Source organism: Cellulomonas endometrii (genome assembly GCF_949769265.1).
GTDB classification, from domain to species: Bacteria; Actinomycetota; Actinomycetes; order Actinomycetales; family Cellulomonadaceae; genus Cellulomonas; species Cellulomonas endometrii.
On the sequence record NZ_CATKPC010000009.1, the window covers coordinates 1 to 21,927 of the forward strand.

General features: G+C 72.6%; 26 protein-coding genes. 12 read left to right on the forward strand and 14 right to left on the reverse strand.

Annotation, left to right across the window (positions count from 1 at the left end; all coding sequences use genetic code 11):
* From QNH85_RS11030 to QNH85_RS11045, 4 genes are all read right to left on the reverse strand, one after another.
* The coding region (locus QNH85_RS11030) for a pirin family protein (protein WP_282946483.1) at positions 1 to 1,005 on the reverse strand (1,005 nt) is incomplete at its 3' end.
* A gap of 201 nt (positions 1,006 to 1,206) precedes the next feature.
* Positions 1,207 to 1,770, reverse strand: a complete 564-nt coding sequence (locus tag QNH85_RS11035) for a hypothetical protein (protein WP_282946485.1) — start codon at positions 1,768 to 1,770, stop codon at positions 1,207 to 1,209.
* A gap of 13 nt (positions 1,771 to 1,783) precedes the next feature.
* A complete protein-coding gene (locus QNH85_RS11040) occupies positions 1,784 to 2,932 on the reverse strand; it encodes a zinc-dependent alcohol dehydrogenase (RefSeq protein WP_282946487.1) in 1,149 nt (382 codons plus the stop codon).
* Between the two features lie 87 nt (positions 2,933 to 3,019).
* Entirely contained in the window at positions 3,020 to 3,298 is a 279-nt protein-coding gene (locus QNH85_RS11045; RefSeq protein ID WP_282946488.1) for a hypothetical protein, read from the reverse strand.
* Positions 3,299 to 3,545: 247 nt separating this feature from the next.
* On the opposite strand from QNH85_RS11045, the gene QNH85_RS11050 reads away from it, so the two are divergent.
* Complete coding sequence (locus tag QNH85_RS11050) at positions 3,546 to 5,771, forward strand: DEAD/DEAH box helicase (RefSeq protein WP_282946490.1); 2,226 nt, start codon at positions 3,546 to 3,548, stop codon at positions 5,769 to 5,771.
* 68 nt (positions 5,772 to 5,839) lie between these two features.
* On the opposite strand, the gene QNH85_RS11055 is transcribed toward QNH85_RS11050, so the two are convergent.
* Positions 5,840 to 6,514, reverse strand: coding sequence for a slipin family protein (locus QNH85_RS11055; protein WP_282946492.1), 675 nt, complete (start codon positions 6,512 to 6,514; stop codon positions 5,840 to 5,842).
* A 373-nt stretch (positions 6,515 to 6,887) separates the two neighbouring features.
* Positions 6,888 to 7,454 (reverse strand): TetR/AcrR family transcriptional regulator, encoded by a 567-nt coding sequence (locus tag QNH85_RS11060; RefSeq protein WP_282946494.1) that lies wholly within the window; start codon positions 7,452 to 7,454, stop codon positions 6,888 to 6,890.
* Positions 7,455 to 7,561: 107 nt separating this feature from the next.
* On the opposite strand from QNH85_RS11060, the gene QNH85_RS11065 reads away from it, so the two are divergent.
* The 3 genes from QNH85_RS11065 to QNH85_RS11075 all read left to right on the forward strand — a co-directional run bounded on the left by QNH85_RS11065 (position 7,562) and on the right by QNH85_RS11075 (position 9,526).
* Positions 7,562 to 8,455 (forward strand): SDR family oxidoreductase, encoded by an 894-nt coding sequence (locus tag QNH85_RS11065; protein ID WP_282946496.1) that lies wholly within the window; start codon positions 7,562 to 7,564, stop codon positions 8,453 to 8,455.
* 92 nt (positions 8,456 to 8,547) lie between these two features.
* A complete protein-coding gene (locus QNH85_RS11070) occupies positions 8,548 to 8,889 on the forward strand; it encodes a hypothetical protein (protein ID WP_282946497.1) in 342 nt (113 codons plus the stop codon).
* A gap of 328 nt (positions 8,890 to 9,217) precedes the next feature.
* Positions 9,218 to 9,526, forward strand: coding sequence for a hypothetical protein (locus tag QNH85_RS11075; protein WP_282946499.1), 309 nt, complete (start codon positions 9,218 to 9,220; stop codon positions 9,524 to 9,526).
* Positions 9,527 to 9,544: 18 nt separating this feature from the next.
* On the opposite strand, the gene QNH85_RS11080 is transcribed toward QNH85_RS11075, so the two are convergent.
* The 3 genes from QNH85_RS11080 to QNH85_RS11090 are packed head-to-tail and all read right to left on the reverse strand — an operon-like array spanning position 9,545 to position 10,931.
* Positions 9,545 to 9,868 (reverse strand): hypothetical protein, encoded by a 324-nt coding sequence (locus QNH85_RS11080; protein ID WP_282946500.1) that lies wholly within the window; start codon positions 9,866 to 9,868, stop codon positions 9,545 to 9,547.
* Positions 9,865 to 10,584 (reverse strand): WXG100 family type VII secretion target, encoded by a 720-nt coding sequence (locus tag QNH85_RS11085; protein WP_282946502.1) that lies wholly within the window; start codon positions 10,582 to 10,584, stop codon positions 9,865 to 9,867. Before QNH85_RS11085 ends, QNH85_RS11080 begins: the two co-directional genes overlap by 4 nt.
* Positions 10,581 to 10,931: a hypothetical protein gene (locus QNH85_RS11090; RefSeq protein WP_282946503.1), complete on the reverse strand. Its 351-nt coding sequence runs from the start codon at positions 10,929 to 10,931 to the stop codon at positions 10,581 to 10,583. Before QNH85_RS11090 ends, QNH85_RS11085 begins: the two co-directional genes overlap by 4 nt.
* Positions 10,932 to 11,446: 515 nt before the next feature.
* Here QNH85_RS11090 and QNH85_RS11095 point away from each other — a divergent pair.
* Both QNH85_RS11095 and QNH85_RS11100 read left to right on the forward strand, forming a co-directional pair.
* Positions 11,447 to 11,998, forward strand: coding sequence for a hypothetical protein (locus tag QNH85_RS11095; protein ID WP_282946504.1), 552 nt, complete (start codon positions 11,447 to 11,449; stop codon positions 11,996 to 11,998).
* Between the two features lie 31 nt (positions 11,999 to 12,029).
* Positions 12,030 to 12,416, forward strand: a complete 387-nt coding sequence (locus tag QNH85_RS11100; RefSeq protein ID WP_282946506.1) for a hypothetical protein — start codon at positions 12,030 to 12,032, stop codon at positions 12,414 to 12,416.
* A gap of 83 nt (positions 12,417 to 12,499) precedes the next feature.
* Here QNH85_RS11100 and QNH85_RS11105 read toward each other — a convergent pair whose 3' ends face one another.
* The 3 genes from QNH85_RS11105 to QNH85_RS11115 all read right to left on the reverse strand — a co-directional run bounded on the left by QNH85_RS11105 (position 12,500) and on the right by QNH85_RS11115 (position 15,907).
* A complete protein-coding gene (locus tag QNH85_RS11105; protein WP_282946507.1) occupies positions 12,500 to 12,934 on the reverse strand; it encodes a hypothetical protein in 435 nt (144 codons plus the stop codon).
* A gap of 352 nt (positions 12,935 to 13,286) precedes the next feature.
* On the reverse strand, positions 13,287 to 14,507 hold the full coding sequence (locus tag QNH85_RS11110) for an aldose epimerase family protein (protein ID WP_282946508.1): 1,221 nt from the start codon (positions 14,505 to 14,507) through the stop codon (positions 13,287 to 13,289).
* 215 nt (positions 14,508 to 14,722) lie between these two features.
* Positions 14,723 to 15,907 (reverse strand): restriction endonuclease, encoded by a 1,185-nt coding sequence (locus tag QNH85_RS11115; RefSeq protein WP_282946509.1) that lies wholly within the window; start codon positions 15,905 to 15,907, stop codon positions 14,723 to 14,725.
* Between the two features lie 399 nt (positions 15,908 to 16,306).
* On the opposite strand from QNH85_RS11115, the gene QNH85_RS11120 reads away from it, so the two are divergent.
* From QNH85_RS11120 to QNH85_RS11145, 6 genes are all read left to right on the forward strand, one after another.
* A complete protein-coding gene (locus QNH85_RS11120) occupies positions 16,307 to 17,137 on the forward strand; it encodes a nuclease-related domain-containing protein (protein ID WP_282946511.1) in 831 nt (276 codons plus the stop codon).
* Between the two features lie 231 nt (positions 17,138 to 17,368).
* Entirely contained in the window at positions 17,369 to 17,998 is a 630-nt protein-coding gene (locus tag QNH85_RS11125; RefSeq protein ID WP_282946513.1) for a hypothetical protein, read from the forward strand.
* A 283-nt stretch (positions 17,999 to 18,281) separates the two neighbouring features.
* Positions 18,282 to 18,635, forward strand: a complete 354-nt coding sequence (locus QNH85_RS11130; RefSeq protein WP_282946515.1) for a hypothetical protein — start codon at positions 18,282 to 18,284, stop codon at positions 18,633 to 18,635.
* A gap of 29 nt (positions 18,636 to 18,664) precedes the next feature.
* Positions 18,665 to 19,744 carry a hypothetical protein gene (locus tag QNH85_RS11135; protein ID WP_282946517.1) on the forward strand — a complete coding sequence of 360 codons (1,080 nt, stop codon included), beginning with the start codon at positions 18,665 to 18,667 and terminating at the stop codon, positions 19,742 to 19,744.
* Positions 19,745 to 19,770: 26 nt separating this feature from the next.
* Positions 19,771 to 20,247 carry an SDR family oxidoreductase gene (locus tag QNH85_RS11140; protein ID WP_282946518.1) on the forward strand — a complete coding sequence of 159 codons (477 nt, stop codon included), beginning with the start codon at positions 19,771 to 19,773 and terminating at the stop codon, positions 20,245 to 20,247.
* A complete protein-coding gene (locus QNH85_RS11145) occupies positions 20,240 to 20,752 on the forward strand; it encodes a hypothetical protein (protein ID WP_282946520.1) in 513 nt (170 codons plus the stop codon). The genes QNH85_RS11140 and QNH85_RS11145 overlap by 8 nt, the downstream gene beginning before the upstream one ends.
* A gap of 89 nt (positions 20,753 to 20,841) precedes the next feature.
* Here QNH85_RS11145 and QNH85_RS11150 read toward each other — a convergent pair whose 3' ends face one another.
* Both QNH85_RS11150 and QNH85_RS11155 read right to left on the reverse strand, forming a co-directional pair.
* Positions 20,842 to 21,501, reverse strand: coding sequence for a hypothetical protein (locus QNH85_RS11150; protein WP_282946521.1), 660 nt, complete (start codon positions 21,499 to 21,501; stop codon positions 20,842 to 20,844).
* Between the two features lie 265 nt (positions 21,502 to 21,766).
* On the reverse strand, positions 21,767 to 21,919 hold the full coding sequence (locus tag QNH85_RS11155; RefSeq protein ID WP_282946523.1) for a hypothetical protein: 153 nt from the start codon (positions 21,917 to 21,919) through the stop codon (positions 21,767 to 21,769).
* Between the last annotated feature and the right edge of the window lie 8 nt (positions 21,920 to 21,927).

Here is a 21,927-nt window from a genome sequence, read left to right on the forward strand (position 1 = left end):
CGGGGAGGTGGCGGGCCAGCGGCGGGGCCGGGGCCGCGGCGGGGGGATGGGGGGGGCGGGCGGGGGGGGGTGGGGGTGGCCGCCGACGCGGCCGAACGGGGGCCCGCCGCCGTCGGGCGACGCGATCTCCGCCTGCCACTGCGAGCGCGCGGCCAGGACCTCCTCGTGGTCGCGGCCGATGAAGTTCCACCACATGACGATCCGCTCGCCCAGGGGCAGGCCGCCGATCAGCACAGCCCGCAGCTCGTGGTCGCCCGTCGCGCGCAGCGTCAGCTCCGTCGCGCCCGGTGCGCGGTACAGCAGGTGGTGCCGCGGGGCGGGCGTCCCGTCGACCTCGACCCCGCCGGCGTCGACCAGCACCCCGTGCTCGAACGCCGGGTCGACCGCGAACGTGTGCGCGGCGCCCGGCCGCAGCCGCACCTCGGCCCCGACCAGCGGCGAGAACGTCGGGACCGGTGACGTCGATCCCGCCAGCGTCCCCAGGAACACCCGGGCCTCGCCGCCGTCGAGCGCGGTCACCGGCGGGACGTAGTGGTCGAACGCCGGGTCCACCTCGCGGTCCCGCTCGGGCAGCACCGTCCAGAGCTGGACGCCGTGCAGCACCGTGGTGGCGTCGGTGGAGTCCTCGGAGTGGCTGATGCCGTGGCCGGCGGTCATGAGGTTGAGCTCGCCGGGCCGGACCAGGCAGTGGGTGCCGAGGCTGTCGCGGTGCTCGATCTCGCCGCTGAACAGCCACGACACCGTCTGGAGCCCCGTGTGCGGGTGCGGCGGGACGCGCATGCCGCCGGTCGCCGCGACGTCGTCGGGACCGTAGTGGTCGAGGAAGCACCAGGCGCCGATGAACGACCGCGCCCGCTGCGGGAGGGTCCGGCGGACCGACATCGCGCGGATCCCGCCCAGCGGGACGTCGCGGGGTTCGAGCAGCTCGGTGCCGGACGCGGTGCCGGACGCGGCCCCGCCGGGCGCGCAGTCGTGCTCGGTGACGACGACTTCGAGGTTGGTCATGACGCTCCGCTGCTCGACCCCGCTGGGAGCGCCAGGGTACGTCGCGTGCCGCGGACGGCCGCGAGGGGCCCGCACAGACTGCGCCCGGCGTGCGGGACTGCGCCCTGTGCAGCGGGCGCAGTCCCCGGGGAAGGGCGCAGTCCGTGCGGCAGCCCCGTGCGGCAAGCCGGTGCGGCAGCCCGGTGCGGCAGGCCGGCGGGGTCAGCGGCGCCTCGCCACGGCGCCGATCGCCTTGACCGCCAGCACGCCGCCGAGGATCCACGGGCCCGCGACGATCAGCGGGTCGAGCCACTGGTGCCGGACGTCGACCCGGCCCCGGCGGGAGGAGACCGGGTGGCGGTGCAGCTCGGACAGGACGCCGGTCTCCGTGATCGGGTTGTCGGGCCGCATCGTCACGAACGACTGCAGGTGCGCCTGCGCGGCGTCGACGCGGTCGGCCGCGAGCAGCAGCAGCCAGTGCGCCGCCCGGCCCTCGCTGAACCGCTCGTAGGAGAACCGGCGGATCGCCCCGGCCGGCCCGTGCAGCGGCTGCGCGGTGCCGAACACGGGCGGCAGCATCGTGTGCTCGATCGACCGCTCACGCGGGTACGTCTCCGGCTGGCGCTCCGGGAACTCCCAGTGCGCGCCGGTGGGCGGCAGGTCGAACGTCTCCCGCGGGAACGACGGGCGGTCGGCGGGGTCGGAGTCGGCGCCCCACCCGGGGATGCGGGCGCGGAGCTGCTCGGCGGACTCCCGCGGCGCGGGCTTCTGTGCGTGGTACGGCATGGTCCGGCTCCTCTCAGTCCTCGCCGGGGATGATCAGCGGCTTGATGCAGCCGTCGAGCTTGGACGACATCACGTGGTAGCCCTCGGCGATGTGCTCCAGCGGGATGCGGTGCGTGACGATGTCGCTCGGCTTGAAGTAGCCGTTGCGGATGTGCTCCAGCAGCCGCGGCCACTGCCGCTTCACGGGTGCCTGGTTCATGCGCAGCGTCAGGCCCTTGTTCATCGCGTCGCCGAACTTCACCGACGTGAACAGCGGCCCGTACGCGCCCATGACCGACACGGTGCCGCCCTTGCGCACCCCGTCGATCGCCCAGTTCAGCGCCACCGGCGAGCCGGCCTGGAGCTTGAGCTTCGAGCCCGTGACGTGCTGCAGCAGGTTGCCGTCCGCCTCGGCGCCCACGGCGTCGATCACCCGGTCCGCGCCCAGCCCGTCGGTGGTCCGCTTCATCTCGACCACGATGTCCTGGTACTCGGTGAAGTTCAGCGTCTCCGCGTGCGCGAACTCGCGGGCCTTCTCCAGCCGGTACTCGAGCTGGTCGATGACGATGACCCGGGACGCGCCCATCAGCCACGACGACCGCGCCGCGAAGAGGCCGACCGGGCCGGCGCCGAGCACCACGACGGTGTCCCCCTCGACGATGTCGGCGAGCTGCGCGCCGAAGTAGCCGGTCGACAGCGCGTCGGTCAGCAGGACCGCGTCGTCCTCGTCCAGCCAGTCGGGGATCACCGACGGCCCGACGTCGGCGAACGGCACCCGCACGTACTGCGCCTGCCCGCCGTCGTAACCGCCCGTGGTGTGCGAGTAGCCGTAGATGCCGCCGACCGCCGTGGCGTTCGGGTTCACGTTGTGGCAGTTCGAGTACAGCCCGCGCGCGCAGAAGAAGCACGTCCCGCAGAAGATGTTGAACGGCACCATGACGCGGTCGCCGACCTTGAGGTTCTCCACGGACGACCCGACCTCGTGGACCACGCCCGTGAACTCGTGGCCGAACGTGTGGCCGATCCGGGTGTCCGGCATCATCCCGTGGTACAGGTGCAGGTCGGAGCCGCAGATCGCCGCGCGCGTGACCTTCACGATGGCGTCGTTCGGATGCTCGATCCGGGGGATGTCCTTCTCCTCGACCCGGACCTTGTACGGCCCGCGGTACACCATCGCTCGCATGGGGCTGCTCCTTCGGTGGAGACGGGATGTGGGTACCCCCAGCCTGCGGAGCCGGTGGCGACGCCGCATCTGGAGGGAGGTGCGGCGTCAGCGGACCAGCTGGTCCTTGCCGACCGAGAGCCGGACCACGTCGCCCTCGACCGCGGCGACCTGGTCCCCCGCGGCGTAGCAGCTGCCCGAGAACAGCCCCTTCGCGTCGATCCGCACGTAGCCGAGGCGGAGCAGCCGCTCGCGGTCCGCCTCCTTCAGCCCGTCGCCGCCGTCCAGGCCGCGGAACAGGACCCCCGCGACGCCGCCCGTGCCGCCACCGGCCTCCTGGCCCTCGGACGTCACCGCGCCCGGGTCCCCGAACGAGACCTCCTGCACCGTGCCGACCTCCTCGCCGGACGCGTCGACCGCATGTCCTCGCGGACGCCGGTGATCGGGCCCTGCTGGTCGCTCGTCGGGACACTCATGGCCGCACTCCTTCGCGTGGCCTCGCCGCGGGTTCCTCGCTGCGCGGCTCGGCGACGAGCCGGCGGCTGCTGCACCGGTACGACCAGCGTCGGCGCTCGGTGGCCGGTCGGCAACCAGACGCGATGGAACACCCCTGCGCCGCATAGCATCGCGGTCGATGAGCACCGCCCCCGCGACCGAGCCGGGCGCCCCCGCGCGGGCGCTGCTGGCCCGGCACCGGGCCCTCGCGGCGGCGGCCCGCGGGGTGCTCGACCACCTCGACGGCACGACCCTCCGGATCGCGACGCTGGTCGAGGAGGACCGCGAGGCCCGGGTCCGCGCGGAGCTCGGCATCGTCGACGTCGAGCAGCTCGGCGCGCTGACCGACCGGAACCTGCGGCTGCGGGCGCTGGCGGACGCGGGGTACCGGACGGCCGCCGACCTGCTGGGCGTCCCCGCGGCGGTGCTGGACGAGGTGCCGGGCGTCGGGCTGCAGACCGCCCGGAGCGTCGACGCCGCGGTCCAGCAGCTGGCGGACGCCGTGCGGGGTGCGACGCCGGTGCGCCTCGAGATCGACCGGTCCGGCCGGCCGGACACCGCCACGACGGTCGAGCTCCTGCGCCTGCTCGACCGGCTGCTGCGCCTGCGCCCCGTCGTGGAGCCGCACCGCGCGGCCCTCGCCGCGTACGTCACGTCGGCGGCCGCGCACGTCCCCGCAGCAGAGCCGGCGACGCGGCGCCTCCGGTTCCTGTTCGCCCGCGGGCCCGCGAAGGAGCGCGCGCTGCGGGCGCTCGCGGCGCTCGACGCCTGGGGCCCGGCGGTCGACTCCCTGGAGGCGACGGTCCGGCGGCTGGCCGCCGCGTGCGCCGAGCCGGACACCGGCGCGTCCGCGCTGTGGGACGCGTTCGAGCAGCGCAGCGCCGAGTTCTACACGGTGCTGGGCGGCATCGTCCCGCTCGCCCGCGACGTGCTCGCCGACCGCGGCATGCTCACCGCCGAGCTCGCGGAGCGGGTCGCCGCGCGGCCGCTCGACCTGTCCCGGATGCGGGTGCCGCTGCGCGGGTACCAGGAGTTCGGGGCCCGGTTCGCGCTGAACCAGGGCCGGGTCCTGCTCGGGGACGAGATGGGGCTCGGCAAGACCGTGCAGGCCCTGGCGGTGGCCTCCGACCTCATGGCCGCCGGCGAGACCCACGTGCTCGTCGTGTGCCCCGCGGGCGTGCTGGTGAGCTGGCTCCGGGAGATCGAGCGCCGCACGACCATGACCGGTCACCGCCTGCACGGCCCCGGCCGCGACGCGGCCGTCGCCCGGTGGCAGGCGGAGGGCGGCATCGGCGTGACGACGTTCGAGGCGCTGCCGCACGTGCCGCTCGACGGTCCTGCCGTCGGGCTGCTCGTCGTCGACGAGGCGCACTACGTGAAGAACCCGGAGGCACAGCGGTCGAAGGCGGTCGCGGCCTGGGCCGGGCGGGTCTGGCGGGTGCTGCTGATGACCGGCACGCCGATGGACAACCGGGTCGAGGACTTCGTCGCGCTGGTGCGGCTGCTGGACGCCGACCTGGTCGCGTCGCTGCCGCGGCACCTGGGGCTGGTCGGCGCGGACACGTTCCGGCGCACCGTCGCCCCGGTGTACCTGCGGCGGAACCAGGCCGACGTGCTGCTCGAGCTCCCCGAGCTCGTGGTCGTCGACGAGTGGGAGGACCTGTCCCCCGCCGGGGAGCGCGCCTACCGGGACGCCGTGGCGTCGGGCAGCTTCATGGCGATGCGCCGCGCGGCCTACCTCACGCCGGACCCCGCGGACTCCACCAAGCTGGCCCGCCTGGTCGAGATCGTCGGCGAGGCCGGGGAGAACGCGCACCGCACCGTGGTCTTCTCCTACTTCCGGGATGTGCTCGACGTGGTGACGGTCGCACTGCGGCACCCCGGCGGGCCGCCGGTGTTCGGCCCGCTCACCGGGGACGTCCCCGCGGCCGAGCGGCAGGCCGTCATCGACGCGTTCGCCGCCGGCCCGCGCGACGGGGTGCTGGTCGCGCAGATCACCGTCGGCGGCGTCGGGCTGAACCTGCAGGCCGCCTCGGTCGTGGTGCTGTGCGAGCCGCAGCTGACCCCGTCCGCCGAGTCGCAGGCCGTCGCCCGGCTGCACCGCATGGGGCAGGTGCGCACCGTGGTCGCGCACCGGCTGCTCGCGGAGGACGGCGTCGACGAGCGGATCGTGGAGCTGCTCGCCGGGAAGCGCAGGACGTTCGACGCGTACGTGCGGGAGTCGTCGGTCGCCGCTGCCGCCGTGGCGGCGGTCGACGTCACCGAGGCCGGGCTGGCCCGGGAGGTCGTGGCGATGGAGCAGGCGCGACTCGGGTACGGGCCGGTGTGGGAGGAGCTGGCGGCCGGGGAGGCGCCGGGGGCCTGAGGCCGGCGGCGTGGTCGGTCGGGGCGGGCGAGGGCCACCGACCCCACCCGCCCCGTCCGGGACCCGCCCTACGCCGGCGCGCGCGCCGTCGCCGCACCCGGTTCGGCCGACAGCACCACCGTCGCGCCACCGGCCTCGACGGCCTGCAGCGTCCGGAGCTGGAGCAGCCCCGGGTGGGTCTCGACCATCTTCGCCGCGTTGGCGAGCGCTCTCGTGGCCGCGACCTCCGCGCGCGCCCGCTCCAGCGCCGCCTGGCCCTCGGCACGCGCCGTCACGACCGCGGCCGACGCGCGCCGGACCTCGGCCGGCACGACGACGTCCCGCACCGCGAGCGCGTCGACCGCGAGGCCGGCGTGCACGACCGCGGGGGCGACGACGGCGAGCATCCGCTGCGCCGCCTCGGACCGGTCGGCGAGCAGCTCCTCGAGCGTCCGCGACGCGATCTCCTCGCGGAGCGCCGTCTGCAGCGCCGCGTAGAGGAACGCGTCCGGCTGGTCGACAGCCTCGTGCCACGCCCGCGCGTCGGCGACGCGGACCGTCGCCAGCAGGCTGACCTTCACCGCCAGGCCGTCCCGCGTCAGGACCTCCTGCACGGGCACGGTCAGCAGGCGCGGGCGCAGCGACGTCCACGCGAACCGGTGGCGCCTCGCCGTCACGCGGTGGCGCCCGGGGCCGAGCGTCCGCTGGAACCGCCCGTCCCGGTACACCAGCACCCGCTCCCACTCCTGCACGACGATCCGCATCTCGCTCGACCTCCTCCCGGTCCTCGGTCCCGCCGTCCCTCGGCCGGCACCGTCCGCCGCGCGCGCACGCCGGCGGACCGGGCGGCGTGCGGTCGGGCGGGCACGGGGGACGCCGGGCGAGCCGGTGTCGCAGACCGCGACCGCCACGGCTGACCACACGCCGACCGGAGACCCGGGACTCGAACCCGGAACCGTCCGCAGCGGTGTGCCCATCTGGCGAGCTCCCACCTACGCGCAGGACCGCGACGGCGACGCCGCCGGGCTGCTGATCAGGAGCGTCGCCGAGCGTAGGGCGCCGGGGTCGTCGCGGGCCCGTCATTTTCGGGCGGCCAGGCCCGGGGCCGTGGAGTGCCGGGTGCCGGGTGGTCGCCGCTCAGGTGACCGAGGCGAGCGACGCCAGCCGCGCCAGCGCGTCGGCGACGCACGACGGCAGGTCCCCCAGCGACGCGTCCGCGACCCAGGTCGCGAACCCGACGGCGAAGGCCGTCACCCCCGACTGCGCGACCAGGCCGGCCGTCGGCTCGGCCACCCCACGCGCGCGCAGCACCTCAGCCATGGCGGACCCGAGCTGCGCCATCTTGAGCAGTTCGCGCTCCTGCAGGCTCCGGTTGGCCGCGACCACGGCGGCCCGGACGCGCGCGAAGTCGCCGCGCTCGTCCAGCACCGCGCCGGCGGCCATCGCCCCGGCCGCGGCGACCTGGAACGGCGTGGCGTCGGCGGGCGCGGCGCGCATCGCCTCGACCACCGCGCGCTCGAGCTCGCCCGAGCCGTCGAACAGCACCTCCCGCTTGTCGGCGAAGTGCCGGAAGAACGTCCGCTCGGTCACGCCGGCGCGCGCGGCGATGTCCTGGACCGTCGTCTGCTCGTACCCGCCGTCGGCGTAGAGCTCGACCGCGGCGCGGATCATGCGGCCGCGCGCGTCCGGCTCCCAGCGTCCCATCCCGCCAGTGTAGTGATGACAGTTGCTGACATCGGGGTCTATGGTGATGTCAGCGCCTGACATCACCGGCGCTCCGGCAGTCGCCGGCACTCTCCAGGAGGTACGCCATGCACGTCTTCGTCACCGGTGCGTCCGGGTGGATCGGCTCGGCCGTCGTGCCCGAGCTGCTCGCCGCCGGGCACCAGGTCACCGGCCTGGCCCGGTCCGACGCGTCCGCCGAGACCCTCGCCGCTGCCGGCGCCGGGGTGGTCCGCGGCGACCTCGACGACCTCGACAGCCTGCGGACCGGGGCCACGGCCGCCGACGCGGTGGTCCACCTCGCGTTCAAGCACGACTTCTCGGACTTCGACGCGGCAGGACGCACCGAGCGCGCCGCGGTCGAGGCGTTCGGCGACGCGCTGGCGGGCACCGGGAGGCCGTTCCTGTTCGCGTCCGGGCTGGCCCGCCCGGCCCCCGGCGACCGCGCCACGGAGGACGACCCGGTCGGTCCGGACGACCCGTCCGCCATCCGCGGCGGCGGCGAGCCGCTCGCCCTGAGCCTCGCCGACCGCGGCGTGCGGCCCGTCAGCGTGCGGTTCGCGCCGACGGTCCACGGCGAGGGCGACTACGGCTTCATGGCGGTGCTGGCCGGCGTCGCCCGCGAGCGCGGCGTCGTCGGGTACATCGGCGACGGCAGCAACCGCTGGCCCGCGGTGCACCGACGCGACGCCGCGCACCTCGTCCGGCTGGCCCTGGAGCACGCCGACGAGGTGTCCGTGGTGCACGCCGCGGCCGAGGAGGGCATCCCCACGCGGGACATCGCCGCCGCGCTCGGGCGCGCGCTGGACCTGCCCGTGGCCCCGATCGCCCCCGAGGACGCGGCCGACCACTTCGGCTGGATCGGTGGGTTCTTCGGCCTGGACGTCCCGGCGTCGAGCGCCCTCACGCGCTCCCGCCTGGGGTGGACACCGACGCACCCCACGCTGCTGGAGGACGTGGCCGCGGGGCACTACACGCGCTGAGCCGCGACCGGTCCCGGGGCGCGCCGTCAGCTCGGCGGCGGTCCCGGGCCCGGGCCGGAGGGCCTGGCGTGCCGGGAGCCCGCGGTGCCACGATGGCCGACATGGAGCCGCGCCGCCGGACCCGCACCCGTTCCCGCACCGCCGCCGCCGTCGGGCTCGCCGCGGCGACCGTGCTGCTGCTCGCCGCGTGCGCCGCCGGGGTCAATCCCGAGGTCGGCACCCCGCCGCCCGGCTCCCTCACCCCCGCCGGCTTCTGGCTGGGGCTGTGGCACGGGATCATCCTGCCGGTCACGTGGATCGTGTCGCTGTTCACCGACACCGTCACGCCGTACGAGGTGCACAACAACGGCAACTGGTACGACGTCGGGTTCGTGCTGGGGATCTCGATCGTGTTCGGCGGGCCGTTCGGGGCGCGGCGGGCGCGGAAGCGGTGAGGCGGGCCGCCGAGCGCGGGGCACGCGGGTTCAGCGTCGGTTGGTGCTGCTTCGCTGCTCGGGCTCGCTGGTCGGCCCGACGCGATGCACTGCCACTCGGACCTGCTGGGCGTAGGTGCCATGCCCGCGGTTCCACGCCGATCCGCAGGTGCCGGAGGACGTGGTGGTCATCGGAATCGACGACATCGAGGAAGGCGGTGCTCGCGGCCCGCGGCAGTCGACGCACGAGTGGTGGCGCCGCCCGCCGTCATCCACCGCCACCAGCGAGCGCCGCCGGGCCGACCAGCCACTCCCACACCCGAGGCCAGCCGTCGGTAAGGTCAGCGCCATGACCGACGCGCAGCTCCTGACCGGCTCACGGCTCCGTACCGCCAGGATCATCTCGGTCGGCATTTTGGCCGTGGTGGCGATCGGGACGATCTTCGCCCTCCTGACCTACCCGAGCTGGCAGCTCGGGCTCGCGGCAGCGTGCGTGATCCCGTGCCCGTTCATCGTGTGGTTCGGGCTCCGCCGTTGGCTCGCGCCGCTCGCACCTGGCGTGCGGGCCTCGACCTACCTGCGCAGTGCTGTGCCGCCGGTGCTCGTGATTGCGCTGCTCGCCCTCGGCGGCTGGCTGCTGAGCAGCGCACCGATCTGAGACCGCATCACGACGGAATCAGCGCTCTGGAGCGCTCGGAGGCGCATGCAGCTCGCGCTCCCCGTCCGCGGCGAGCTCTGCTCGCTTCTCGGGCGCCAGCCGCGCCCACGCAGTCGTGGTCTCTGCGACCGCCGGTTCGACGGCGCCGCCGAAGGCGGGCGTGCGAGCAGCGTCTCGCAGGGTGCGACGGCCTGCGAGCACGTCGTCGAGGACGTCCCCCAGCTCGGTGCCGGCCGCGCGGTCCCTGAGCACCGTCAGCTGCTGCCGCAGTTGACGGTCGAACGTCGGGTTCCCGACGGTGATGCCCAGCAGCGGCGTCGGCGTCTCGGGTGCGTCGGTCATGGCAGCTGCCGATTCGTGTAGGCGCCCGCAGGCAGTGGTTGGGTCGAGAAGCCGTGGATCGAGCCCAGGAAGCCGGCGCTCAGCCCGACGACGCCGTTCATCATGGCGACCGCGTTGCCATGAACCTGAACCACCTGCATCCACGTGCGGGCCGCCTGGGCGATCGAGAAGGCGGTCGAACCGCCACCGACGATCCCCCCGACGACCGTCCAGGACGAGGCGGCTGCGGCGGCGGCCGACACGGCGGCCGCGATGGCCCAGTCCAGCATCATCCCGATCAAGGACTCCAACGTGGCTTGGGTCGACTTCATCCCCTGGGCCACGTTGTCGACCTCTCGGGCGATGTCGCGCAGCGGACCGGCCTGAGCCTTCACCGCCTCCTCGAGGCGGGTGAAGTAGGCGGACGCCGCCTCTGCGGCTTCCCCGGTCCAACCTGTCTGGAACGCCTCGCGGGCATGGCGGAGCTCGACCGCCATGGCCTCGTGGTAGTCCCCGAGGTGCTCGAGCGCAGACGAGGCCGTCGACATGCGCTCCCAGTCGCCGGAGAAGTGCTCTGAGATCCACTCGACCGGGTCGGTGCCGCAGACCTGCTCGATGATCAGGAGCAACCAGTGGCTTGGGCTGATGAGATCCGGGAAGTTCATCACCGTCTCGACGAAGTCCGGGATCGGAGCCGACGGCGTCGGAGTGACGAGCTCGCGGGACGGGTCGCTCATCGAGGCTCCTGCCGACCGTGGCCGTACGTCACCGTCGGCACGGCGTGGTAGAGGCGGTCCATCGTCGCAGCGGTGGCGTCGTCCGTGGCGCGGTAGCTCGCCGCCGTGGCCCGCACCTCCTGTGCGGAAGACTCCACAACCGTGCGCAGGTGCGCGAGTTCGGACTCGAGCGCCGCACGAACGCCATCCAGGACGCCGATCGCCGTGATGAACAGGCCACTGTCCCCCAGGCCGTTCAGCTTCACGTGCATCCCGACGTACGACTCCGCGCTCCCGATCGACGGTTGCAGCCCGTCGAGCCTCGTCGCGGCTTCGTCAAGCACCGTCTCGTCCACATGGAAACTCACGCGAGACCCCCTTTCCCGAAGGTCACATTAGCGGTCGGACCGAATCCCGTTCACCGCGGTCACCCGAACGCTGTGGACATGCCCTCCAGCGTGCGAGCGAGTCGGTCCAGCGTGGATCACACCGGATTCGCCAACGTACGAAGCAGAGGCCAGCCCGATGGCCCTCGTGAGGAGAACCAGTCACATGGGCCCACAGGCAGGAGCTCGATGCCGACGGCGGCGCCGGGATTGAGGACGATCCCCTCATTCTTTGCCCATCGTGAGTGTCAGTTGCGCCCCGTCATCGTCACCGCGAACGTCGCGAGGCTTGTCACGGCGGGGGCGAGCTCGAACGACGTTAGCGCCGACCGCATCGGGACGATCAGGTCGGTCCGCAGCATTGCGTCGATAAGCCGAGGCGGGCGCAGCCTCCATACTGGTGCACGCGCAATGGAGAGCAGACGCCCCTCCGGCGATCCTCGAGGTCGCTTCAGCGGAGGGAACCTCGTCCGGGGAAGCTGGGATTGGAGCCCGCAGTGACGCAGACCCTCTCATGGGGCGTGCTCGTCGGCGAGATGCTCGCGCGACGGATGGCGATCTCGCGACTCGCCCCCGCCATGTTCCCGGAGACCCTGCCGGGGCCACGGGCGGGCGACGCCGACCTCGCGGCCGCTGTTGATCGCCTCGGTTTCCGCCTCGACCCCCACCACGAAGCGGTCCTCCGGGAGGGTGACGGCTGGCCCGACGTCTTTGCCTACGGCGATGTGCTGGCTACGCATGATCTGGGCGCCGGGGCTCGCTGGAAGCGGGCCGGCGCCCTGCTTGCCGGCTACTACGAGGACGGGCCGGCGACGGGTTGCCCGCCGCGGGACCGCATCTACCCGATCCACGTGGCCGACAACGCGGTGTTCGTCATCGACCGGTCCGGCCCCATCACCGACGGCGGGCAGCCGGTGTTCGGGCTCTCCGGCGAGCTGCTCGGCGAGTGGCCGAACGTCTACGAGTACTGGCTCGCGGGTCTCACGATGCTGGAGCGACTCGGCGCACGCGTCGCGGCCGACGTGCGTGAGGGCCGGATCTACTTTTGAGTCAATCCCACCGGCCCGTACGAACCGGCTCATGTTGCGGGACCTGATCATCTGCTGCGACGGGGGCGCGGTTCCCTTGCCGCTCGACACCGAGACGCTCGTGCGGGAAGCCCGCGCCCGGTGGGGCGCGCAGGCGACGCACCTGCCCGGCGTGACCGAACGCGTGGAGCTCCGGCTCGACATCGCCGCCGACGGCCCGGGGTACTACATCACCGTCTTGCGCAGTTTCGACTCGATCAACCTCGACGGCACGTATGAGCAGAACGTCGAAACAGCGGTGTGGCTGCGGTCACTCATGCCGAGCGACGCACCGGCGGTTGTCGCTTTCGACTCCGGCTACACGGCGAAGGTCCCCTTGCGGCCCGGGATGACTGCGGACGAGTTCAACGGCGAGGTCCGCCGCGCCTTGCTGGCCTGACCTCCCACGCGAGCCGGGACACCACCCTCCGCGGCGCGAGGCGGTGAGGTGACACGCGCCGGAGCCGCTGCTACGCGCCCGCGTCAACCGCTCACTGCCGCGCGCCGGTCCGACTCGGTCTCCGTGCGCCGGCCGTTCGCGTCCAGGTACTCCACGACGTAGTAGTCGAGCTCACCTCCCCACGGGGAGACCGGGTCGAGGAAGACGCGACGCCTGCCGCTCGTCCACCGCATCCGGCGCGCCAACGACCCCCATGTCAGCGTCGAGACGTCGGCCCCGTCGGCCGATGCCGCGTCCTGACCGCTGTACAGCACGAGGGGGAAGGAGTCGCTGACGTCGCCCTCCGCCGCGAGCACGTCGTGGTGGAGCGCCGCGAGGGCGAACTCCCGATCCTTGATCCCACCCCGCTCCGCCAGCAGCAGGAGCGAACGCAACGACGTGCTCGCGAGCCAGGCGGTGGTGTCGCGCCATCCCGGGACGACCTCGTCCGCGTCCGTGACGCTGAACGGTTGCGCCATGCGGTCTCCCTCAGACCACAAGGTCCCGCACCTGGAGCAGCGCCACATCCTCAGCCGGCTCTGCACGTCATCGACAACGAACGGCTCGTGCCTGCCGGCATTCGCAGTCGCCGTGCAGACCGCGCACGCAGGACCGGCGGTCACGAGGGCTGCCCTGGCCCGACCCGGTCGACCGCGCCCGGTCGGTGCTCCGGTGCTGCCATGCGTAGCCTGCCCACGCCGTGATCGTGCCATTTCCGACAGTCCCGCCGCACTCAGCGACGACGACCGCCCGCACAACCGGCCGCACCCTGTGGCGCTTGAGATCCGGAGGCCCGACGGCCCCCGGCCTCCGGATCTCAAGCGTGCCGCCTCAGCGCCGCCCGCGCGACAGGTCGAGCACCGTCGTCGTGTCGTACGTCTCCCCCGGCCGCAGCGTCGTGCTCGGGAACTGCGGCTGGTTCGGCGAGTCCGGGAAGTGCTGCGTCTCCAGCGCCAGACCGTCGGACTGCCGGTACACGTGACCGCCGGTGCCGACGAGCGTCGCGTCCAGGAAGTTGCCCGAGTAGAACTGGATGCCCGGCTCGGTCGTGTACATCTTCAGGGTGCGGCCGGAGTCCGGGTCACGGAGCTGCGCCGCCAGGGCCAGGCTGCCGTCGTCCGGCCGGTCCAGCACCCAGTTGCGGTCGTAGCCCTGCCCGAACAGCAGCTGCTCGAACGGCTCCCGGATCCGCGCACCGATCGGCGTGGGCTGCCGGAAGTCCATCGGCGTACCCGACACGTCGGCGATCTCACCGGTCGGGATCAGGCCCGCGTCGACCGGCGTGTAGCCGCTGGCCGGCAGCGTGAGCTCGTGGTCGAGGATCGAGGACGTGCCCTCGCCCTGCAGGTTCCAGTAGGTGTGGTTCGTCAGGTTCACGACCGTCGGCGCATCCGTCGTCGCCAGGTAGTGCATCTCGAGCCGCTGGTCCCGCGTCAGCGTGTAGGTGACCTGCACGTCGAGGGTGCCCGGGTAGCCCTCCTCACCGGCGACGCTCGTGTAGTTCAGTTGCAGACCGACACTGCGGTTGCCCTGGATCGGCGTCGCGGCCCACACCTTCTTGTCGAACGACTCGATGCCGCCGTGCAAGTGGTTGCCGTTGTTGTTCTGCGCGAGGTTGTACGTCTGGCCGTCGAGCTCGAACTGGCCGTTCGCGATGCGGTTGCCGTACCGGCCGATGATCGCGCCGAAGTACGGGCCAGGGTTGTTGTTGTCGATGTAGCCCTGCAGGTCGCTGAAGCCGAGGACGACGTTGACCGGGTTGTTCCGGCGGTCGGGAACCTCGAGCGACTGGATGATGCCGCCGTACGTGAGGATGCGGACGGTCATGCCGCGGTTGCTGAGCGTGTACCGCTCGACCGCGGTGCCGTCCTCGGTCGTGCCCCACGGCTCGGCGGTGATGGTGGCGTTGTCGTGGTGACCGCCGCCCTTGTCGCCGCCCCAGCGGTCGGTGGTGTCGTCGGCCCCCTGGGCGACCGGGCCCCCTGAGACGAGCAGTGCGGCGACGGCGAGCGGGGCTACCGCTCCCGTGAGGCCGCGACGGAGTGAACGCATGCGCATGTGACTCCCCCAGTCCACGTCGGCCGTCGCCGCCCCCTGGGACGTCGGTGTCTCGCGGCGCGGCGACCCATGATGACGTGGGTGGGGTGGGGGCCCGGAGGGGCGGTGCGGTCACGGACGACGCTAGAGGCGCCACCCGATCGGGTCAACGCATCGATCGATCGGGGGTGTATGCCGCGACGACTGCGGCCATGCTCTCGGGCGCAGTCCTAGAGCGGGAACTCCTGCTGGAGCCACCGCTCCACCGCCTCGGTCGTACCAAACCCCCGCTCGCGGAGCAGCCGGACGATGTCGCCGCCGGTGATGACGACGACAGGGTGCCGGTCTTCGCGTAGCTCGGCATACGCCTGGCGCGCCAGGTACGACGTGGTGACGAAGACGCCGAACTCGCGATGGCGCAGCCGAGAGATCAGACGCGCGATCTCCTTGACCCCCACGCTGTTGGTGAGGTCGTAGCACTTCGCCTCGAGCGAGAAGGAGAGTTCGATGCGGTCCGCCACTGGCCCCAAGGCATAGGTCCCGATGGCATCCCGTCCACCGTCGACGCTTGCGCGGGTGACGACGACGTTGCTGACCGCTGGCGCCATCATCTGCCACAGGCGCGCAGCGCACTGCTCGAATGCTGTCGGCGTGGCCTCGAAGTACGACTTCACCGCGGCAAGCATCTGGTAGCCCTCCGCGTCAGACGGGAGTTGCTCTTCGCGAGGACGCACCTGAGTCGTCGACGGCGCGAGCAGAGGCCGATAGGCGCCCGAGGCCACCCATTCACGCCAGGCCAGCGGCGCGAGATCCGGTCGGTGTTGCCCGGCCTGGAGGTCCTGGATCCACTCCCGCGACACAGAGCCCACGTCCAGCACGGTGAAGGTGGCTCGATAGTTCTGGAAGCGCTGCCCCTCCCGCGACTTCCATAGGGCGACGAGTCGTTCATCCGGTCGAATCGACTGCCCTCCGGGGACGAGAAGCCCCCTGAACCGCACGCTCCGCCCGGGAAGAGCCTTCTCGAACAGGAACGTCGGAGGGACTGACCGCCTCCCCACGGGGCCGCCCTCTGCCAGCTCGAACATGTCACGCAGGAGCCGGTTCCCCTTGCGAGGAGTGTCGTGGAGGTCCTTGCCTGGCTGCTTCTGGTCGCCGTGGTAGACGAACGTTCCCGTGCGCGGATCGAGGAGATCAGGCCAGTCCGGGTCCACGCCACTCGTGTACAGCGCGAGGAAGCGCACGGACTTCTGCACGATGCTGCCGCTCGCTCGGAATCCGCCCGCGTTTCCCACCCCGAGCAACTTGTTGATCGGGTCATCGCCCTGGTTGTTGGCCGAACCACCTTCGTACACGGCGTCGACGACCAGCGGCGCCGACGCGTGACCCGGGAACGGGAACCGGTGTGCCGCAGCCACGGCGTCCTCCCCCTCGACCTGCCAACCCGAGCCTCTCCGACGTGCGCGACCCCAGGACACAGGGAACGGATCCGGGGCCATGGTCGCCGGCGCCGCCAGGTGCGACTCGGGGCACTTCGGACACGCCGGCAAACGCATGCCAGAGCCGACCATATGGCCGAATAACGCGTGGCCCGTCCGGTTTCGCCCAAGATCGCACGGACGCGACCCGCGTTCACCCGATCGCGCTGGTTCCCGCACGCGTGATCACCGCTGTCGGCATCGCCCGCACCGCGGGCCGTGCAGCACACCGCTCGGCGGTGAATGCGAGCACTTCGACTTCACCAACCGGCCCCCGTAGCCGATATCCACCTCATGACCGGTCTCCCAGGCGAGGGCGTCGCGACTCATGTGAACGTCATGCGACTGCGGTACGCAGGCACGTGCGACTCGTGTGCAGTCAGCGTCCCGGCCGGCACGCAGGCCGGCTACGTCAGGACGACGCGCACCGTGCGATGCCTCGCGTGCCTGGGTGGCACGCTGCAATCGGGGTCAGGCGACGCGACGGACGCCGCCTCGGAGCCGTCACCCACGAATGCCGGGACAGCCGGGTCGTCCGCGCGGCGCGAGTACGAACGACGCTCGGCCAAGCGCGAGGCCCGCATCCGAGCGGCGCACCCGCGGCTCGGCGGACTCATCCTGGCCGTCTCGGAGGAACCGCGGAGCACGACCGCGTGGGCTCGCGGAGCTCGCGGCGAGGAGCTCTTGGGCCAGGCGCTCGACAGCCTCAGCTCGCGCGGCGTCCGCGTCCTCCACGACCGCCGTATCCCGAAGTCCCGCGCGAACATCGACCACATCGCTGTCGGTCCGAGTGGCGTCCATGTGATCGATGCCAAGCGCTACAAGGGCCGTCCCGCGCTGCGGGTCGAGGGCGGGATCATTCGACCGCGCGTCCACAAGCTCATGGTCGGCTCGCGAGACTGCACCCGCCTCGTCGAGGGCATGCACAAGCAGCTCGACGTCGTGCGTGGGGCGCTCGAACGCGCCGGGTTCGACGACGTGCCCGTTCACGGTGCCCTGTGCTTCGTCGACGCCGACTGGCCGCTCTTCGGAGGCTCGTTCGTCATCGACGGTATTGCGGTCCTGTGGCCGAAGAAGCTCGGCGAGCGGCTGGTGGCGCCCGGTGCGATGGCCGACGACACGATCAACGCCGCGCACAGCGCGCTGGCGGGGGTGCTTCCCGTGGCCTGACACGGAGACCTCAGTCGCATGCTCTGACGCGCGCGCGACCGCCAACAGGGGGCAGCAAAGTGACGGGTCTTCGGCTGGGCGGTTCCCGGCGCCGGGGCGGCCCCGGGCGGCGGCGCGCGGTTGCACCGCCTCCTGGTCTCGTTACGTTCGAGGTGAGGGGCGTGCAGATTCGTCCGCCCCGCGGCGCTCACCGATCGAGCCGCCACCGGTCCGACACGCAGGAGGACACCCGTGATCACGACCCCCACCCACCCCCGGACCCGTGCGCCTCGCGCGCTCGCGCTCGCCCTGACGGCAGGCGCGCTCGTCGTCGGGACGGCCGCGTGCACCGGCGGCACCGCGGAGGCCGAGGACAGCGGGGCGTCCACGTCAGCGCCCGAGCCCGTCACGACGACCGAGGACGACGCTGGCGGCACGGAGTCCGCCGCCGCGTCCGACGGGCTGCTGGCGGGCACCCGACAGGTCGACATCCAGACCTACGGGGACGAGTGGGTCACCACGACCGTCGAGGGCGGCGTCACCACCGTCGCCGACCCGGCCGAGGCCGGCGGCGTCCCCACCACGTGGGTGTTCGAGCCGAGCGGCACGACCTTCCAGGTCCGGACCACGGCCACCACCGACGGGCAGCCGTCCTGCCTCAGCCTGCCCGGCGACGACGTCATCACCGTCGCGCCCTGCGACCCGGCCGCGCCGGACCAGCAGCTGGACGTCGCGACCCTCGACCAGCCGGACCAGGTGAACCTCTCGTCCGCGGCGGGGGTGGTCGTGGCGGACCAGGAGGGCGGGCTCGCGCTCGAGCCCGATCCGTCGAGCCCGGCCAGTGTGTTCACGCTCGTGGACCGCGGCGCCGCAGAGGGGTGACACAGATGGGCTCAGCGGAACCCCGGTCGTTCGATGTCGTGCACTGAGCCCCTCGCCCGCGACTCACGCGTGAGCGTCGAAGCGACGGCTCCCCCACCAGCACCAGCCCGGCCTCCGAACCGAGACGTTCGGCACCTTCGCCCACGCGGTTCCCACCCATCGAGCCGCAACCGGGCCGACTGTTGGAGGACCAGCGTGATCACGTGCCCTCACGCTGGTGAAGCGCGGCGCCGCGGACGGGTGACCGGGGCGATCGGTCTCGGACACTCCCTACGATGACCGCATGGCCGGGATCGAGAACGCCGCGCTGGCGGGCGCCGCGTGGGCGACGACACTCGCGGCGATCGTCATGGTGATCGCGGCGCTCGCCCGTCGTGGAACCGGTGGCGGGTTCCTCCCGGTGTTGACTCTCCTCCTTGCTGTCCTGCTGCTCGCGCTCGTGATCGGGGCACGAACCGGCGTGCCATGGGTCGTCCTCGGCATCGGGGCACTGGCCACCGCGACGCTGGGCACGGTGATGGTCTTCGCGGGTCGGCTTCCTGCCTCCACCGTTGCCTACGCCGTGCTGGTGATCCTCGGCATCGTGGCTGCGTGGGGGTCTGCCACGGGTCGACTCGCGTTCCCTGTACCGCGGTAAGGTCCCGCGGAGACGAACAGGGGGCATGGGTGCAGGTCGATACGACATTCCTCAAGACGTGCGACGTCCGGCTCGGGCAGATCGCGTCCGGCGTGAACGGCGCGATGAGCTATAGCTCCTCGTACCTGTCCGAGTTCAGCCAATGGGGCGACGGTCGGCTCGCAGGCCTTGCCCTCGGCGCGCACGGCACCTACCTCGAGTCCACCGAGACCAACCTCGCCGCGACGAAGCGGCTGCTGACCACGGCGGCCGATGCCCTCAACACGATCGCTCTCCGCTACGACGCGACCGACGACGACCAGTCCGTCGCGTTCCGGAACCTGTTCAAGGACCTCGACCCGAACGCCGCGACGCCGCCCATCACCGCGGCGACGGCACCGTCGGGCGGGTCCGCGGCACAGCCGTCGGAGGGGTTCTCAGCGCCGGAGGGCATGCCCGACCTCAACCCCGTCTTCTTGGCAATCCTCCAGTGGCCGGACTACCTGTCATTCACCTGGTGGGCGCGGTGGCTGATCAACCAGGGCTTCCAGCTCGTATGGCCGGGGGTCGGCGGCGGCGACATCTTCCAGTGGCTGTGGTCCGAAGTGGGCGGCGACTGGGATCGGATCTACACCGCCGGCAGCGCGTTCGGCCAGATCGGCGACTACTTCTCCCGACTGGGTGACGTCACCCGCGACGAGGCCGTCGCGATGTTCCAGGGTTGGACGGAGGGCGAGGCCGCGACAGCCGCCGGCGAGTTCTTCGCCGAGATCGTCGCCGCCTTCGAGGCCCAGCTCGCGCCCTACGCCGATCTGGAACTCAAGTACCAGAAGGCCGCCGCCTCGTCCTACATGCTGTGCCAGGCCGCATACTCCGGTCTGGACGCTCTCGGTGACCACGTGGTCGCGATGTCACTCGGCGTCGGCTCCATCGGCGAGGCGATCGCAGCCATCTTCAGCGGCGGCGCCACCGCGCCGATGGCGATCGTGTCCGCGGTCGCCGCCTTCATCACCGAGCTCTCCGCGATCTGGGGCTCCGCCGTGGCGGCCGTCATGGCGATCGGCGGACTCATGAACGGCCTGCAGGCTTCCTCCCTGACCATCACCAGCGTCCCGATCCCGGAAGCATGATGAGCGAGCTCCCTGACATCTCCCCCGTGCTCGAGCAGGTGTTCGGCGCGGGGTACCGATCCGACCTTCGCAGAACGCTGCTCGAACGTGCCGCCGAGACCGACGACCCAGCGTATGCCGATCGTCTCCGCGAGGCGGCGGACGGAAAGCGACCGCTGCGGTCCTTGCTCGCCGATCCGTCGTTCCAAGCCGCGCTCAAGCTGGACGAGGTCGACCGCGACGAGCTGGAGTCGCGGACGCCCACCCCGGAGCAGCAGCAGGAGCTGTCCCGGCGGCTGGCAGAGCACCGCGAGGAGCACGGAACGCTGACCTTCCCGCCCGTGGCGGACCTCGCTGCGTTCGCCGCTGACGCCCAGGCTCGAGCGCAGAGGACGCGTGACGTGGTCGCTGCCGACGAGCTGACGGGCTGGCAGGGGTCGCAGCAGCGCATCGAGGAGCAGCGCGCCGCCGAACGGGCGCGCGCGACAAACGACAGGCCGGAGCGAGGGACGGACCGTGGCTGAGCCGCTCGTCGTGCAGTTCCGGCCTGAGGCCCGTCAGGAATTCCAGCGCCGGGCCTCGCAAGACCCCGCGCGCCGCGGACGAGCGGCGATCGCACTCGCCACGCTGCTGACGTTGCTCGTCCTCGCCCCGTGGATCGCCGTCAACGTGGTTCAGGGATTCGAGCCGCGCAGCCTGGCACTGCTCGCTTTCCTGGTCGTGCCGGCCACGTTGGTCGCCTGGGGCCGGCGCAAGCTCCAGGACCGCCCCGCCGTCCTCGGTGCCGTCGCCTTCGTGGTGACTCCCGACGAGATCCAGTTCGAGGCACTGCCGTCCGCCAACTCGGCGCTGGCTGACGTCGCCGCGGACGTCTGGCCGACCGCCGAGACGACCGCCGAGATCCGCCCGTCGCGCGTCGTCGGCGATCGCCTCGTGCTCCGCCGTCCAGGGGCGCGGCGCCGGGTCTACCTCGCGGCGACGCTCGACACCCCTGCCGAGGTGATCTCCGCCCGCCTGACCGGGGCGTGACGGAACGCCGCTCATCGCCGACGGTCTGCGGCCCGGGCACGAGCCGGTTCCGCGGGGCAGCGCCGCGACGTGCGCGATCTCCGGTGCGGCTAGGTGATCTCCGTCTGGCGGGCCTGCTCGACCTTCGACGCGGCAGGGTCGACCCGGGGCAGCCGGTCGGCGTCCACGCCCCACGTGCCGTCCGGTTCCACCCGCCACGCGCCGAGGTGGAGGTGCCGGTGCCACTGCGCGATCCGCTCCGGCAGGCTCGAGTGCGCCACCCAGGCCGTGCCCGACTGGGGGTCGAACCGGAAGGTGTCCGTCGACCCGTCAGGCCGGGCCGCGAGAACGAGGTCCAGGAGGTGCACCTCGAGCACCTCCCACTCCCGCCGCCAGAGACGACCCCTCGCCTCCGCCGGGAGATCGGGGTCGAGCAGCGCGTCGTCGTCGCCGCTGACCTCGTACACGCTCACGCTGTGCCGCAGCGACGTCTCCAGGTCGAAGAACGCGCCCCGCGGGGTCAGCCCGGGAAGCTGCTTCGGCGTCCCCACGTCAGTGGAACGGCGCTCTCCGTCGTGCCAGGCCCAGACCGCCGCGACCTCATCGCTCAGGTCGAACCCGTGACCGCCCGCGATCTCAGGGATCCGGTCCAGGGGCAGGCCGGGGCGCAGCCGCGGCACCACCGCCGCGCCCAGACCGGCGATCCGGTCGACCCACCCGTCGAGCGCGTCGACGATCTCCGTGCCCGTCATCTCCAGCTCACCGAGCACCCACCTCGTCCGACAGCCACAGGGTCGTCGCGTACGCGGTCACGTCATCTGCTGGTCATCGCGGTGCGGCGCCGTCGTCGAACCAACCACGGCCGCCGGCGCCACGGGTGACGTCGCGCCCGGTGCACCCGACCGCAGCACGGACATCGCTCGTCCGAGGGACACGACGCGCTCGGCGGGCGCCAGCGGCGCGCGCACCTGCGCGGTGCCTACGGCCGCCGCCCGCGAGAAACCGGGCGAGTGGCCGAGCCCGTGGGCCCGGCGGTCACGCCCGCCCCGCGGCGCCGCCCCGCTTCGTGACCCGTCCCAGCAGCTCCTTGGCCCTGCGCTGGTTCTCGGGCTTCGACATCTCCCGTACCGCGACCTGCGCCGCCTTGGCGACGACCGCGCTCTTGAGCATCTTGCCGACGAATCCCATGGCCGGCC